At 46.0% G+C, this 13,269-nt stretch carries 20 protein-coding genes; 9 read left to right on the top strand and 11 right to left on the bottom strand.

What is annotated here, in order from left to right:
* Window positions 1-37 precede the first annotated feature (37 nt).
* Both AB1L17_RS15250 and AB1L17_RS15255 read left to right on the top strand, forming a co-directional pair.
* Complete coding sequence (locus tag AB1L17_RS15250) at window positions 38-1,045, top strand: glycerophosphodiester phosphodiesterase family protein (protein WP_412845576.1); 1,008 nt, start codon at window positions 38-40, stop codon at window positions 1,043-1,045.
* 72 nt (window positions 1,046-1,117) lie between these two features.
* Window positions 1,118-1,303 (top strand): hypothetical protein, encoded by a 186-nt coding sequence (locus AB1L17_RS15255; RefSeq protein WP_412845575.1) that lies wholly within the window; start codon window positions 1,118-1,120, stop codon window positions 1,301-1,303.
* Window positions 1,304-1,397: 94 nt separating this feature from the next.
* Here AB1L17_RS15255 and AB1L17_RS15260 read toward each other — a convergent pair whose 3' ends face one another.
* Window positions 1,398-1,949 (bottom strand): GNAT family N-acetyltransferase, encoded by a 552-nt coding sequence (locus AB1L17_RS15260; protein WP_412845574.1) that lies wholly within the window; start codon window positions 1,947-1,949, stop codon window positions 1,398-1,400.
* A gap of 158 nt (window positions 1,950-2,107) precedes the next feature.
* Between AB1L17_RS15260 and AB1L17_RS15265 the strand changes: the two genes are divergently transcribed.
* Window positions 2,108-2,332, top strand: a complete 225-nt coding sequence (locus AB1L17_RS15265; RefSeq protein WP_412845573.1) for a hypothetical protein — start codon at window positions 2,108-2,110, stop codon at window positions 2,330-2,332.
* Between the two features lie 225 nt (window positions 2,333-2,557).
* Here AB1L17_RS15265 and AB1L17_RS15270 read toward each other — a convergent pair whose 3' ends face one another.
* Together AB1L17_RS15270 and AB1L17_RS15275 are read right to left on the bottom strand one after the other, a co-directional pair.
* A complete protein-coding gene (locus AB1L17_RS15270; RefSeq protein WP_412845572.1) occupies window positions 2,558-2,809 on the bottom strand; it encodes a YolD-like family protein in 252 nt (83 codons plus the stop codon).
* A 115-nt stretch (window positions 2,810-2,924) separates the two neighbouring features.
* On the bottom strand, window positions 2,925-3,899 hold the full coding sequence (locus AB1L17_RS15275; RefSeq protein ID WP_412845571.1) for a bile acid:sodium symporter family protein: 975 nt from the start codon (window positions 3,897-3,899) through the stop codon (window positions 2,925-2,927).
* Between the two features lie 181 nt (window positions 3,900-4,080).
* On the opposite strand from AB1L17_RS15275, the gene AB1L17_RS15280 reads away from it, so the two are divergent.
* Window positions 4,081-4,317 carry a hypothetical protein gene (locus AB1L17_RS15280; RefSeq protein ID WP_412845570.1) on the top strand — a complete coding sequence of 79 codons (237 nt, stop codon included), beginning with the start codon at window positions 4,081-4,083 and terminating at the stop codon, window positions 4,315-4,317.
* A gap of 137 nt (window positions 4,318-4,454) precedes the next feature.
* Here AB1L17_RS15280 and AB1L17_RS15285 read toward each other — a convergent pair whose 3' ends face one another.
* Window positions 4,455-4,907: a YhcN/YlaJ family sporulation lipoprotein gene (locus AB1L17_RS15285; RefSeq protein WP_412845569.1), complete on the bottom strand. Its 453-nt coding sequence runs from the start codon at window positions 4,905-4,907 to the stop codon at window positions 4,455-4,457.
* A gap of 579 nt (window positions 4,908-5,486) precedes the next feature.
* On the opposite strand from AB1L17_RS15285, the gene AB1L17_RS15290 reads away from it, so the two are divergent.
* From AB1L17_RS15290 to AB1L17_RS15310, 5 genes are all read left to right on the top strand, one after another.
* The gene (locus AB1L17_RS15290; RefSeq protein WP_412845568.1) at window positions 5,487-6,179 is read left to right on the top strand and encodes an O-methyltransferase; all 693 of its coding nucleotides are present in this window, start codon (window positions 5,487-5,489) and stop codon (window positions 6,177-6,179) included.
* 154 nt (window positions 6,180-6,333) lie between these two features.
* Window positions 6,334-6,825, top strand: coding sequence for a GNAT family N-acetyltransferase (locus AB1L17_RS15295; protein ID WP_412845567.1), 492 nt, complete (start codon window positions 6,334-6,336; stop codon window positions 6,823-6,825).
* An 18-nt stretch (window positions 6,826-6,843) separates the two neighbouring features.
* Entirely contained in the window at window positions 6,844-7,404 is a 561-nt protein-coding gene (locus AB1L17_RS15300; protein WP_412845566.1) for a GNAT family N-acetyltransferase, read from the top strand.
* Between the two features lie 304 nt (window positions 7,405-7,708).
* Window positions 7,709-8,053 (top strand): YkgJ family cysteine cluster protein, encoded by a 345-nt coding sequence (locus tag AB1L17_RS15305; RefSeq protein ID WP_412845565.1) that lies wholly within the window; start codon window positions 7,709-7,711, stop codon window positions 8,051-8,053.
* Between the two features lie 310 nt (window positions 8,054-8,363).
* Complete coding sequence (locus AB1L17_RS15310) at window positions 8,364-8,810, top strand: ribosomal maturation YjgA family protein (protein ID WP_412845564.1); 447 nt, start codon at window positions 8,364-8,366, stop codon at window positions 8,808-8,810.
* A gap of 112 nt (window positions 8,811-8,922) precedes the next feature.
* On the opposite strand, the gene AB1L17_RS15315 is transcribed toward AB1L17_RS15310, so the two are convergent.
* The 7 genes from AB1L17_RS15315 to AB1L17_RS15345 are packed head-to-tail and all read right to left on the bottom strand — an operon-like array spanning window position 8,923 to window position 13,262.
* The gene (locus AB1L17_RS15315) at window positions 8,923-9,180 is read right to left on the bottom strand and encodes an HPr family phosphocarrier protein (RefSeq protein ID WP_412845563.1); all 258 of its coding nucleotides are present in this window, start codon (window positions 9,178-9,180) and stop codon (window positions 8,923-8,925) included.
* 33 nt (window positions 9,181-9,213) lie between these two features.
* Window positions 9,214-9,936 (bottom strand): EF_0839/AHA_3917 family putative aldolase, encoded by a 723-nt coding sequence (locus AB1L17_RS15320; protein ID WP_412845562.1) that lies wholly within the window; start codon window positions 9,934-9,936, stop codon window positions 9,214-9,216.
* Entirely contained in the window at window positions 9,933-11,057 is a 1,125-nt protein-coding gene (locus AB1L17_RS15325) for a DgaE family pyridoxal phosphate-dependent ammonia lyase (RefSeq protein ID WP_412845561.1), read from the bottom strand. Before AB1L17_RS15325 ends, AB1L17_RS15320 begins: the two co-directional genes overlap by 4 nt.
* 40 nt (window positions 11,058-11,097) lie before the next feature.
* Window positions 11,098-11,748 carry an EF_0833/AHA_3914 family membrane protein gene (locus AB1L17_RS15330; protein WP_412845560.1) on the bottom strand — a complete coding sequence of 217 codons (651 nt, stop codon included), beginning with the start codon at window positions 11,746-11,748 and terminating at the stop codon, window positions 11,098-11,100.
* Window positions 11,748-12,536, bottom strand: coding sequence for a DUF4311 domain-containing protein (locus AB1L17_RS15335; protein ID WP_412845559.1), 789 nt, complete (start codon window positions 12,534-12,536; stop codon window positions 11,748-11,750). The genes AB1L17_RS15330 and AB1L17_RS15335 overlap by 1 nt, the downstream gene beginning before the upstream one ends.
* A gap of 21 nt (window positions 12,537-12,557) precedes the next feature.
* A complete protein-coding gene (locus AB1L17_RS15340; RefSeq protein WP_412845558.1) occupies window positions 12,558-12,896 on the bottom strand; it encodes a DUF4312 family protein in 339 nt (112 codons plus the stop codon).
* Between the two features lie 3 nt (window positions 12,897-12,899).
* Entirely contained in the window at window positions 12,900-13,262 is a 363-nt protein-coding gene (locus AB1L17_RS15345) for a glycine-rich SFCGS family protein (RefSeq protein WP_047067412.1), read from the bottom strand.
* Window positions 13,263-13,269: the final 7 nt, after the last annotated feature.

Consider the following 13,269-nt stretch of genomic DNA (forward strand, 5'->3'; position numbering starts at 1 on the left):
ATGATCACAGTATTTCAGGAAGGGGCAGTATCTCATCATGTCTAACCATCATGATCGACCACACAAGAAATGGTTCCAGCGAAAACGCATATGGATTCCCTTTCTTGTCATCGTTTTATTGTTTCTGGGTAACAGCTCCAATCTTGCAAAAGAACCTCAAGGCGATCCTTTTTTACTTGCACACCGCGGGATGGCACAGACGTTTCACATGGAGGACATCACCAATGAAACTTGTACGGCGGAGCGTATATATCCACCGGAGCATCCGTACCTGGAAAATACGATTCCTTCCATGCAAGCGGCCTTTGATGCAGGAGCGGACGTCGTCGAGCTCGACGTGCAATGGACCAAGGACAATCGATTTGCTGTTTTTCATGACTGGACGCTTGACTGTCGGACAAACGGTACTGGCGTCACGAGAGATTATACCTTGGCCCAATTACAGCAACTCGATATTGGCTACAACTATACAGCGGATGAGGGTAAGACCTTTCCGTTCCGTGGAAAAGGAATTGGCATGATGCCATCTCTTGATGATGTGCTACAAACATTCCCTGATCGCTCGTTGCTTATCCATATCAAGAGCAATGATCCGCTCGAGGGTAGTGCGTTAGCTGATGTTTTGGCTACTTTGCCTGCAGAACGGCTGACACAGCTCGCGGTTTATGGCGGCGACAAGCCAATCGAGACATTGAAACAGCAAATGCCCGAGCTTCGCGTGATGTCCAAGGCCACACTAAAAAGCTGCCTGATCCCCTACATAGCAGTAGGCTGGTCCGGATATGTGCCAGAAGCCTGTGCTCAGACACAGCTACATATCCCTGATCAGATTGCACCGTGGCTCTGGGGTTGGCCGAACCGTTTCATGGCAAGAATGGAAGCAAAAGAGACCCGCGTCATCCTCGTCGCAGGTAGTGGCGATGTATCGCAAGGCTTCGATGTACCGACTGATTTAAAACGAGTACCCGCAAGCTTTACAGGAGGAATATGGACCAACCGGATTGATCTGATCGGTCCAGCCTTTAACGAAAACGTAGAAAAATAATGAAACGATTACCAGACATATTCGTATATACTTATACGGAATAGAATTCCAACCTAACTAGGAGTGATTGATATGCTTAAAAAACTTTTGAAAAATTTACTCGGTAATCACTCATCTTCACACAAACATCGGAAATATAGCAGCAGCGATTACAAGCGCCGGAGAAAATACAGCTCTAGCAATCGATACGGCCATTCCCATTACGGCAGCTCCCATTATAAAAGAAAGCACTCCAGCCGTAGCTTCTTTAGTAGTTAAACAATTGTTTAACAAATATTTCACGCGACAAAACTCCGCTATGCACTGGTGGAGTTTTTTTCCTCTAACGAGACAGGATCTCTCCAAATTTTAACTACTCATTATGTTTGAATCTTCCCATAATAATCGTGTGATAGTAGTTGCCATCGGACAAAACCTTGTCGTTCTTGAGTACACCTTCGATTTCAAAGCCAAACCTTTTGTACAGCTCAATCGCTTTCTCATTCGTTTCCATCACATGTAACGTCATTTTGGTAATGTGGTTGGCATCTGCCCAGGCAACCGATTCTTGCAACAGATTTCTTCCAATGCCATAACCCCAGAACTCTTGTAAGACGCATACACCAAACTCTACTTTGTGAGCAAATCTGTTTAAGTAAACACCTTCGCATCTCGAAAACCCGACAATCCGATCCTGTACAACAGCAACTAAAAACAAGTTCCTTGGTTTTTCTGCATCCGTCTTGATGATATGTTCGAAGCCTTGCACATCAATGAAGGCCTCTCCACTTTCTCTGTCCAAATTCTCAGTCTCTCCATCAATTTGCGGTCGCAGCTCGGACAATTCTTTTGCATCTTTTTCGATTGCGGAACGAACTGTATACACGAACCCATTCACAGTAAATTGTTGTTCACGAATGATCATTATTTTCTCCTAGTAGTAAAAATTTGGATTTACATTTTATCACAGGTTCATTCAGTTGGGAATGACCATAAAGCAAAGTTTGTTTACATAATATTTATTATGTTCATTAATACGTCGGTCTCCTATTATGCTACAATATAGGAAAGGAGCGTGCTCGCATGAATTTTTCCAAATCATTTTATTATACGGTCGATCATTCCAAGGTTCAAGAATATAAGAAGATGCTCGACCTCATGAAAATACCTTATGTCGTGGAAGCACCCATCGCCTTGCTTCATCAAGGAGCGAATCAATACTCCTTCGTCTTTCCTAATATGTCAGGTCGTCTTTATGCGATGGTGAGCAAACTATTCCAAACTGATGGTAAGCCGTACCCGAATTGATGGAATTAGACAAAAAAAAGGACCCAATCACTGGGTCAAAGTAGGAAGTGGAGAGAATGCATGCTATGTAATATATTCTAACACAAAAACAACGATCGTCAATTAAACTTTCGAATTTTCTGTGATTTTATGTTAGGTTTCATGACATAATATCAACGTTTGACTTTATTAATTAGAAATTCCATTTAAAAAGCCCGTTTCCATGTAAGCTTTTCACACTTTCATCTACACGTGCACATCGATAATTTTCTCCATTTCAATCCACTTACTACTTGTTTGATTTGCCAATTGGACACGTCTTGCCTTCGGGTCCACCCATTTAACCACTCCCCACATACTGCACGTATTCCCCCGCTCCCCTTCAAAGGATACACACCAACTCACATTCAAGGGATAATTCTCTCTTGCCGAATCTCGCAGCATGTACATAAATGCCTCTCTTTCCGCATCCGTTACTTCATGATTCCCTTTATCCACACTGTTCCACCCACCCTGATCACGAACGTTTGTTTCTATTATATACGAACAAGATACGAACAAGCAACAACGTTCATTGAACCCACGAAAAAAAGCAGGAGTGATTCCCCTGCTTTTAGCTTGATAATTCCTGTGAATGATTTTGTGGTTTTTTCTCGACGATCTCCAAAAACTTTCCGAAGGTGGAAGCGAGTGTTTGTTGAAAAAGCATACCGAGCACAACCGGAAGAGCAACCGGCGCAGGAAAGTACGTGATCGCCATAACTGCACCCGCACTAATATTTCGCATTCCGCTGTTGAACGTTAACGTGACGATCACATCACGTTCCCACCCAAACAATTTCGCTATCCCCCATCCCATCAAGTACCCTAATATCGCCACAATCAGTACGAGGACCGCCATCCCAAGCAGCTTGGCGTCAAGCATATGAAAGTATTCCGCGACCATCGAGCTGTTGATCGCAACGACAACACCCATTCCCAGCTTAGAAAATGGTGCTAGCTTTGGTGCCAGCGTTTTCTTGACGTTGCCATTTGATACATGATTGAGGAACATTCCCAACAGAGAAGGCAATACGATCATATAAAACAAACCCTTCATCAGTTCAGCCAAATCCATCTCGACTGTTGCCCCTAAAAACAAGGACATGCCTAACGGAACAATCAGGGGTGAGAGCATCGTGTCCAACAAAATAATGGACAGTGTAAGCGCGATGTTCCCGAAATAAATCGAGGTCCACAAGAAGCTCGTTATTCCCGTAGGTATCAAAGCTGCCAGTAAAAAGCCCGTAACAACATGGATATCATCTGGATAAAACAAACGAGCGATTGACCACGCTACTAACGGCATGAGTGCATGTAGAATGAGCAAATTGACGATTAAGGGGAGCGGCCTGGACAGCACCTTTGCGAATTCTTTAAATCCTGAACCCAAACTACCAGCAAAAGTCATGAAGGCAAACACCCAAGGAGACAAAAAAGCAAACGGCTGCAGGTGAGGCCCCGCTATGACGCCAATGGCAACACTCGTCGGCGTTAATATAGGCATTATTTTCTCAAGCGATCGATTCAGTTTAGCTAATCCGTTCATATGTTACACCTCAGTCTAGTCCATTGATGCTATTGATTGATGTGAGGTATGTTATCATGAACGCTCTATCCTTACAAGACCAAAGTTCATTATTAGATTAATATGTATCATTTATTATCTCTTACAAGCTTGCATACTTTATCGCAAGGGAGTAAAGCCTATGACGGAAAGGAGGTATTTTATGAACGGAATGGATTGGGTAGAATTTATCCGAAAAACCGAAGATAAGATGTATCACCTCCATCGAGCGATAGATGGAATCTGTAATGATCCCGACTATAAAGAATCTGTTACCACCTTGACGGAAGTGGTCAGAGATTATCAAGTCCTTGTGGAAAAAGCAAAAGGTGAATTACGCGGCATCGACCTTCATCGCGAGCGCGCGCACCATCACCATCATGATCGAGATTATCACTAGCCTATACAGACTCCCAGGTAGGGAGTTCTTCTTTTTTACTCGATAACAGAATGTTCGTTTGATACTGAGCATTTCGACCAGCAAACACAAAAGAACCCCACTCGATCAATGCTCTGCGTGAGGTTTTGGGAAATGTACTATCCCTTCATTTTCTTTTCGATTCCTTTTAAGGATTTCTTTTTCTGGCACGCCGCTTTTACATCGGTAGGCCATGGTTCCTCACTTAACGTTTGCAAATCTTTGATCAATCGCTTGTCCGCTGTCACATGCACATTGGCTTCCGGAAATGCTTCTTTTAGTTTCTTACCCACTTCTTTTTGAATCGCTTCCAGCCTGAACCGGTTGAAATTCGTTACTTGAATAGCCACGTCGAGCTCTTTATCAATTTGCACGGCGACTACTTTATCTATGCCTTTCACACTAGCTGTAATCGTTCTTGCTTGCTCTTCCCATTGATAATGTCTAACGGGAACTGGCATACACAAGGGCTCCGCTTCCGATTTCTGCTTTGTTTCCGTGCCAGATTGGTTCGTGCACCCCGTTACCGTCAAAGCAAAAGCCACTGTCAATACGACTAAAGTTGCGCGCAAACAAAACACCTCCAGACCTAAATCACCTGTTACTAGCATGACCTGGATCGGAGGAAGTATGTAAAGAAAAAAGCGGTGGCTCCTCTGCATAGTTTGAGCCACCGCGGACCCCAAGAACATGTCGAGTCCTACGTACAAGCATATAGAAAAACGTATCGAAAGGCGATAGGAGATGACTGGATATAAAAATGGAGCAAAAAAAATCCCAACCAATAGCACTTGGTTGGGGCGTACAGGGTAGTACGAATATGTCATACGTGAATATGTTAATCATACAGGACTTTGTTTTCGTTGACAACGAACAACATTAGGTATATATACCTATAGATGGAATAAAAAAATTGCGCCGACTTTGACTGCTTCATTTCGTCGAACGCGTGGAATAGAATCCCCAAGGTTGGATTATACTAGCTAGCTTGGATTACTTTTCTATTATCATTCCAAATCAGCATTCTTGCTATGCGAAAATTATGGTAACAGGTGAAAATCTTACCTAAAAATTTTGATCTACAAAAAAATCCATCCATAAGTTTCTAATCGTGTTATGATATCCCTGTAAAATCTTGAGGAGATGAGACCATGAACAGAGAGCAATGGACTGCAGTAGATCATTATTTTACGGATAAATTACTGGCAGCTGATCCCGTTCTAGACACAGTACTTCAAGCGAATGCAGCTGCAGGCCTTCCTGCTATCGATGTAGCACCCAATCAAGGTAAGCTACTTCATCTGTTAGCACGTATTCAGGGCGCACGTTCGATTTTAGAAATCGGCACTCTCGGTGGATACAGCACCATCTGGCTTGCCCGTGCACTTCCTGCAGACGGTCGTCTCATCACTCTGGAATATGATCCCAAGCACGCTGAAGTAGCAAAATCAAACATGACTCGGGCTGGTCTGGATCACGTCGTTGAAGTAAGAGTCGGACTTGCCCTTGATTCGCTCATTCAACTGCACCAAGAAAATCAGGGCCCTTTTGATTTTATTTTTATTGATGCCGATAAAAAAGGAAATCCGGACTATTTTCAATGGGCTTTGAAGCTCTCCCGCAAAGGAACTGTGATCATCACCGACAACGTGGTGAGAAACGGTCAAGTCGTAGATGATACGAGCACGGACCCTAATATTGTAGGCGTCCGTCAATTCACCGATCTAGTAGCTGATGAGCAACGTGTCAGTGCAACCGTTGTACAAACAGTTGGCAGCAAGGGCTATGATGGATTCGCGATCATGCTGGTCAACGAGGATAACGAAACTTCTTCCCTTACATAGGTTCTAACGATTAGGAGTGTGTACGTTTTGTTTAGGCTTGGTCTACCTAGTTTTATGCTCATCGCAAATGTCATCTTGGTTCTAACTGTCGTATCGATGATTATTAAAGTGTTAGTAAAAAAAGAATAACATTTTTCCAGGGAGGTATTTTTCCGTGAAGCACTCTCTTGAGCATTCCCTTGTTTTACGAGAAGCAACAGAGGAAGATCTCCCCGTGTTTTTCGAACAGCAATTGGACAAAACTGCTAATGAGATGGCGGCATTTACTGTCAAGGACCCTACAGACAAAGATAGATTCCATGCTCATTGGACAAAGATATTGAACGATCATTCCATTGTAAAAAGAACGATACTTTTGAATGGGCAGATCGCTGGAAATATTTTGTGCTTTGAATTTTTGGGCCTCCCTACTATTGGATATTGGATTGATAAAAGCTATTGGGGTAAAGGAATCGCAACTCATGCGCTTTCTGTCTTTTTAGAGCAATACAAAGCACGTCCATTATATGCGCGTGTCGCCCATGACAATATTGCATCCATTCGCGTTTTGGAAAAAAACGGTTTTGTTTCTTTTGGAGTAGATAAAGCCTTTTCCGAAGCACGCGGTGAAGAAATGGAAGAGCTTATCTTGATTAAACAAGCTTAAAAGGAAAGGGACATATCCATGCAAACAACAATCGCAGACATGCATGTAGAAACAGAACGTCTCATCATCCGTCCCTACGTCGAGGATGATTTGATGGAATCTTTTGAACTCATGCAAAATCCAGAGCTGTTTACCTACCTGCCTATGGATGTAATGCCTCTCGAAAACTACAAGGGCTTGTTCCGCTGGCTGATAAAAAGCTATGACACTCCTTTTGACGAGCCTTTTAAATATTCTGTAGCCATACGGGAAAAGGCTACTGGTAGATTCGTTGGTTGGTGTGGTGTCGGCGTGCTTGATTTTCTCGCCCCGGAAAAAGAGCTCTATTATTTGATCGGGCGGGATGATTGGGGGAACGGCTATGCTTTCGAAGCCGCCTCCGCTCTCACTGCGTATGCCTTCGATGTAATCGGATTGGATCGCCTGTACGCAAAGGCACATCCAGACAACAAAGCTTCGCTGCGCATCATTGAGAAGCTCGGCTTCTCTTTTGAAAGAGTCCTGGAAGGCTTGACTGGTGATGATGAGGACTGTAATGGTGAGTGGTTGTACGTTTTGACGAAAGAAAGCCAAAAATGAAGTAGAAAGCATACAAAGCACATCCAATCCAATATTTAGCAAAGCGCGTCATGGTGGCGATATTGTCGCGTCCGCTCGCGGACTAAAAACGATGATTTGCTCAGTCAACTCTTTCCACGATGCAGCATTCGTCAAAATATTGCTACTTGTGTTATAATGAAAGTAGGCTTTCTTCTTTATTAATTTTTGGGTAACCAACACAATTTCAAGGTAGCAGCTCTTAACAGATGATCTCCCGAATAATCGAGGATCATCTTTTTTGTTCTTGCTAGCATCTATCACATGACGAAAGGTTGTAGATTCGATGAATACATTGCCTTGCCAAGGCTGTAAAGGACTGTGCTGTGGCTCTGTTCCCATTACGGAGAGAGAGTATAAAATGATAAACAAGAAATTGAAAGCGCTTCCAATTAAACTTCGCGACGAATTGAAAAATCAACCGAGGATGTTTGGAACTTGTATTTTTTACGATATGTACAAAGATCAGTGTGGCATTCATAGTGTTCGCCCTGAGGTTTGTCGTGCTTTTGGCTATCACAAGGACCTCGTCTGTTTTCGCAAACCGGAAGTGGCGACGAAGGAAAAGCTGATCTTCAAGGAAAGGCATGTTGGGTATTTGAGTATTGATTTTACTTGGAAGCATTTTTAAAGTTATTATGGAGGAATTCCTGACAAATTGGCGAGATCGTCTAGAAAATAATGTGTTAGACTGTAAAAATATAGTACTAGACTAAGAAAAATTAGATTTAGACTGACTGCGAGCATGTAAACTCCTCTTAAAATTACTCTCGCAGTATAGGCAGGTTACTAGTCAGAAATTGGGGATAGACACCGCTTCACTACCCGGGTCAGCTGGCTCGCTTTTCAGGAATTACCCCGATCATAATAATGATAAAGAAAAGAGGTAGATTGATGGTGTTTGCACAAGGCCGAATGAAAGTACTGACCGGACGATACCTATGAGCACATGTAACGATTGGTCCCCGCGTCGTTGGAGAGTCAGGGTCGCCTATATCGTGGCCATTTTTGCTACCATGGCTTTGGGCTTAGGGTCGAGAGTGTTCGCAGATGTGTTGCCTGTCTTTGTAGCTGAGCATTTTGGCGATGCATTATGGGCGTGCATGATCTACTTCGGCTTTCGCAGTTGTTTTGCGCATAAAAAGATTTCTTTCTCGCTGTGGTGCAGCCTCGCGTTTTGCTTTGCGATCGAGGGCAGCCAATTGTATCAGGCTGGTTGGATCAATTCCCTACGGGAGACAACCCTTGGCGCATTAGTATTAGGAAAAGGCTTTTTGGCGGCAGACTTTGTGCGGTACACTGCGGGATTAGCTGTCTCTTCCCTGCTCGACCTAGCTTGCTCTTTGCGCAGCCAGCATGGGTGCAGATATAAAAAGGTTTTACTCTAGCAAGTTCTCCATTTTAAGAAGACACAAAAAATCCCTCATTGCAAAAACGAGGGATAGCAGGATGTCTCATGATTTTCATGTGAGACATCCTTTTTTCCTATATGCACAACCATTACTCCACAGTAACCAACACACGCTCCAACGCATCCAACGCCTGCTCCGCATCTGCACCATCCGCAGTCAAAGTAACAGACTGTCCTCTCGACACCGCGAGGGACATAACCCCGATAATGCTCTTCGCATTTACACTCTTCTTATCCTTGTTCAATCCGATTTCACTGGAAAAGGAAGCCGCCACTTTCACAAACAAAGTAGCTGGGCGAGCGTGTAATCCTTGTGCCAACTGAACGACGACCTGTCTCTCTCTCATTTGATTCACTCCTATCCCTTTCTCGTAAAATAGCTACAGGCTTTCTATAGCAGCCAGCAGTTCTTCTACCTGATCCAAACGAGTCAAACCCGTCTCCTTGTCGACGATCGATGTATAAATGTGAGGAATGACCTGCATTGCACCTGCTTCGAGGCATACCTCCACAATCGGACGAATCGAAGCTGCATCAATCCCGCCTGTCGGTTCAAAAATTGGAATCCCGTAACGTACGGCTGCTTCCGCCATCGCCTTGATTTCATTCAACCTTTCCAGCCCGTCGACTGGATAAAATTTGACCGAGTGTACGCCAATCTCCGCCAGCATTGCGGCTGCTGCGTCGCAAGAGAGCAATTCTGACACGTTGTTGCTCATTGGCCCTGTGGTGACTTGAACCTTTCCTGGTTGTCCACCGGGGGCAATCAATGCATTTACGATGGTATGTGAGTTGCCGACTGCCTGTAGTCCCCCGAGCGTATAGCCTGCTGCCGGAAAGACCTGATTGACGTGATCCGGTTGTGTCTGCACAGCGACTTCTGCGACCTTTTTCCATTGAGTAGGATCACCTGCGCCCAGTCCTACTGACACGGGTACACCTGCTTGCTGATATTGCTCAACTGCGGTTATTGCTGCTTCTACGGATGGAAATCCTTTGACCAAGATCCCGATAAGAGCGCGACCTTCAGCCACGGAACATATTTGTTTTGCGTTTTCTACATCTCTCGCCAGAAGATTCAATCGTATTTTGGGTGTGCTCACTGTTGGTATTCTCCTTCTCCTTGTTTTTGCAAGAGCTCCTTCATCCGAGCTGCAATCATCTGCTCTTGCCCCTCGTGAAACGGCCGTGGATCGAATGCAATCACGCCCGTATTTACATAATGGTTACGAGTAAAAATGGCTGGATTACCTTGCTCCAGGTAGCGTGTTAGTTCTCGTGCTGTCATTCCAGTCACCTGTTCGTCCACTTGAACCTGAACACGATAGATCGCCCTGCCTGCTTCATCCTGTACGATGGCAGCCCGCAGACCAGGTAGACCGTTTAGCTCTCCTGCCAGCCACTCCACACGCCTGCGCTGCTCAGTTACATCTTGATTTTCTGGGTCGTATTGCCTCAGTGCTTCAAGCAAACCTGCAATGGCCTCTTTCCCTACCTTCATAGCACGACCGATGCCTTTATACTGAGCGCGACATGCTGCCACCAGCTCAGCACGACCCGTAATAAACCCGGAAGTTGGTCCGCCAATTGCCTTTCCACCGCTGTAAATGACCAGATCCGCCCCCATCGCCACGTAGCGACGCAAGTCCTCCTCCGCAGCGGCATCTACAATCACCGGCAGCCCAAACTCACGCCCGAGCTGAATCATCGTTTCTAGTGACTGCATCCCTTTTTGAATCGCATGATGAGATTTGACATAGAGCAGTGCAGCTGTCCGATCATCAATCGCTTCACGCAGATGAGCTTCCTCTACGTGATTGGCATGCCCGACCTCTACTGCTATCCCACCTCCTAATGCAATCATCTGTTGGACGGATGCTCCGAAATGCACCGCGTGCCCTTTTTGAAGGATGATCTTGTTATTCAACCCATCAGAGAAAGGAAGCTGCTCGATCAAGCTCAGATGGCTGCCAGCTATGACCGCAGCGACACTGATGGCAATGCCCGCCGCTGCTCCTGAAGTAGGACAACCATCCTCTGCTCCGGTCGCCTCTGCGATGTGACGGCCTGCCACAAGCATCAGCTCACTGATTTCTACATAATCCATGGCGGCTTCGCCCATGGCCTGTGCGATAGAAGGATGGACGGCACTTGCACCCAGTGCCGTCATCTTTCCACTTGCGTTAATGACTTGCTTCAACCCTAGCTGCTGATAGATACCCATTGTTTGCCCACCTTTCCTGTAAAAACGCTTCGCTCCTTCCCTATTGAGTCGGGATCGGGAAAATTGCGCCGAGGATCATGGCTCCGATAATCGCGCCACCCGCAATTGGCTTGTTGTAATAGTAGAAAATAGCTGCTCCTGCTGTTGCGCCGAGTCCAACCGGAATGGAAGCCATGATCGCTGAAATGACGATCAATGGACCTAAGTAACGCCCTGCCGCATTTCCGGCTCCCATCATGACATCCGCACCAAACGTAGAGTTCGATGCATTGATCGTATACTTCCGTATCAAAATGATGACAGCACCAATGATGAAGCCCAAGAGCGCCCCTGTTGCCAACGCCAACGGAAAGGATGTCAATGGAGCTGTAAAGCCCGCGCCCAGCATAAGCGCCGGAACGCCAATCCCAATACCTGTTTGCAAGGACCCTCCAATATCGAGAATCCCGACGAGAGGTCCTTCCAAAACGCGGGCGAATAAAAAGCTCGCACCGAACGCAGCCGCCGCACCATACCCGCCGCCTTTGATCCCTGCCTCCAGCATCGCGACGATGGCGATATCGTTAAAAGCCCCGACATGATACACATAGTAAAGATGAGTACCGGCAAAAATCCCGGAGGACAAACACGCAACAAAGAGTGGAAATGCCCATTCTGAATACCAAAAGCCTTTTGCTTGCAGTTCACCCATTACTTTTTCACCACCGATCCGAATGTTTCGTGAAGCTCAACCAGCCACTGTGGAATTTCCACGTACATGCTCTTCAATAGCGCCACATCAAAACCGCGGAAGAAGCCGCTGAATACAAACAAGAGAATGACTGCAATAAGCATTGATTTCGTAATTTTGTTCCAACCACTGTCGTCCAAGCCTTTGCCGATCAAAATACCCAAAACGATTCCCGGCACCGCATTTCCCATGACCAAGTGCGACATACCGCCCAAGACCGTTCCCCAAATCCCTGTCCGTTTGCCTGCATCCATCGCCGCCATCCAGAACACAATCGGCATGATCGGGTTAATTAACCAGTTCGCCGCTGGAACCAATACCTTCGTCGCCACGAGCTGCATCGATTCAGGAATCGCAGTCGCTGTCGAATTCAGCAGCGTGACAACTACAACACCGACCACTGCTCCAGCAAATGCCATTCGCTTTGGATTGTGCAAGGTCTCTGCGACGTTCTTGTTTTTCCAGAGCAGGACCGCAGCCGCCCAGTTCGGGATGACACGATGATCCACGTCTTGTGTCAAAGCACCGGCACCGACCACAGATGCCCATGAGTTAAACAAAAAGCCAAGCCCGAATGAAAAGTGGGATATGGGATCGCCAGCACATGCATTCAGCTCTCCAAAAGTTCGGAATGCCCCCATCCCTTGGACATTGGGTGCGTGGAACATCCTCGCTGCCCCAGCACCAACTCCGAAGCCGACCAATGCCCCGATGACGATCGACTTCAACACAATCATCAAAGTAACCATGAACCTACCCCCTGTTTGCTTCTATCGCTGACGAGCCAGCTGCCCCACACCTGCAGTCTGCTCGGTCTGCTGCTGAAACGTTATGTTTTCTACATGAACCAGGCCCAGCCTCACTTGAATATCTACGGTGATGTCGTACTGCGTTCTTTTTTTCGGAAAAAATAATCCAAAAAACCGCTCATGCTTCACTGTTTCTGTAGCAGAAACAATCGAAAGTCCCACAGGTTCGATCCGCACGACCAAATCATTCGTCTGTCTCGCCACGACATGCTTGATTTGGGAAAAAATCTTGTTGAAGGCTCCCTCTTTCGTATCGCCGCTGCCGGATAGTCTCAAGGTCTGCGTCGTCTCCGTGTACATGGATTACTTCCCTCCCAGCTTGATGTATTCTTCAACCATGCGTCTGCCTAATTCTTCTGTATCCATGAAGCCAAAGCCAATCACCTTTTTGCCGCTGCGCAATGCCGTAACACCTGCATCTACCGAGCGCAGCCCGTACTCGACAGGAAAACCATACTTCGTCTTGGCAGTCAGTGCACCAGCTCCACCACTTCCGCAAAAGGACAGCCCGAGATCAGCGCTTTCGCTAACCATGACATCCCCAACTTTCATATCAGCGCCCACACCTGGAATGACAATTGCAGTTCCACCAGCTGCTTCGATTCCTTTCGCTATGTTCTGTCCTTTTCCAAGACGATCACCGATCACGATTTTTACCTTTGACATGTACATT

This window comes from Brevibacillus jepli, from assembly GCF_047229145.1.
GTDB lineage: Bacteria > Bacillota > Bacilli > Brevibacillales > Brevibacillaceae > Brevibacillus.

What these genes read in the sequence shown, in the direction of transcription:
- AB1L17_RS15250 (WP_412845576.1), top strand. Translation starts at nt 38, where the DNA reads ATGTCTAACCATCATGATCGACCACACAAGAAATGGTTCCAGCGAAAA.
- AB1L17_RS15255 (WP_412845575.1), top strand. Translation starts at nt 1,118, where the DNA reads ATGCTTAAAAAACTTTTGAAAAATTTACTCGGTAATCACTCATCTTCA.
- AB1L17_RS15260 (WP_412845574.1), bottom strand. Translation starts at nt 1,949, where the DNA reads ATGATCATTCGTGAACAACAATTTACTGTGAATGGGTTCGTGTATACA.
- AB1L17_RS15265 (WP_412845573.1), top strand. Translation starts at nt 2,108, where the DNA reads ATGAATTTTTCCAAATCATTTTATTATACGGTCGATCATTCCAAGGTT.
- AB1L17_RS15275 (WP_412845571.1), bottom strand. Translation starts at nt 3,899, where the DNA reads ATGAACGGATTAGCTAAACTGAATCGATCGCTTGAGAAAATAATGCCT.
- AB1L17_RS15280 (WP_412845570.1), top strand. Translation starts at nt 4,081, where the DNA reads ATGAACGGAATGGATTGGGTAGAATTTATCCGAAAAACCGAAGATAAG.
- AB1L17_RS15290 (WP_412845568.1), top strand. Translation starts at nt 5,487, where the DNA reads ATGAACAGAGAGCAATGGACTGCAGTAGATCATTATTTTACGGATAAA.
- AB1L17_RS15300 (WP_412845566.1), top strand. Translation starts at nt 6,844, where the DNA reads ATGCAAACAACAATCGCAGACATGCATGTAGAAACAGAACGTCTCATC.
- AB1L17_RS15305 (WP_412845565.1), top strand. Translation starts at nt 7,709, where the DNA reads ATGAATACATTGCCTTGCCAAGGCTGTAAAGGACTGTGCTGTGGCTCT.
- AB1L17_RS15310 (WP_412845564.1), top strand. Translation starts at nt 8,364, where the DNA reads ATGAGCACATGTAACGATTGGTCCCCGCGTCGTTGGAGAGTCAGGGTC.
- AB1L17_RS15315 (WP_412845563.1), bottom strand. Translation starts at nt 9,180, where the DNA reads ATGAGAGAGAGACAGGTCGTCGTTCAGTTGGCACAAGGATTACACGCT.
- AB1L17_RS15325 (WP_412845561.1), bottom strand. Translation starts at nt 11,057, where the DNA reads ATGGGTATCTATCAGCAGCTAGGGTTGAAGCAAGTCATTAACGCAAGT.
- AB1L17_RS15330 (WP_412845560.1), bottom strand. Translation starts at nt 11,748, where the DNA reads ATGGGTGAACTGCAAGCAAAAGGCTTTTGGTATTCAGAATGGGCATTT.
- AB1L17_RS15335 (WP_412845559.1), bottom strand. Translation starts at nt 12,536, where the DNA reads ATGGTTACTTTGATGATTGTGTTGAAGTCGATCGTCATCGGGGCATTG.
- AB1L17_RS15340 (WP_412845558.1), bottom strand. Translation starts at nt 12,896, where the DNA reads ATGTACACGGAGACGACGCAGACCTTGAGACTATCCGGCAGCGGCGAT.
- AB1L17_RS15345 (WP_047067412.1), bottom strand. Translation starts at nt 13,262, where the DNA reads ATGTCAAAGGTAAAAATCGTGATCGGTGATCGTCTTGGAAAAGGACAG.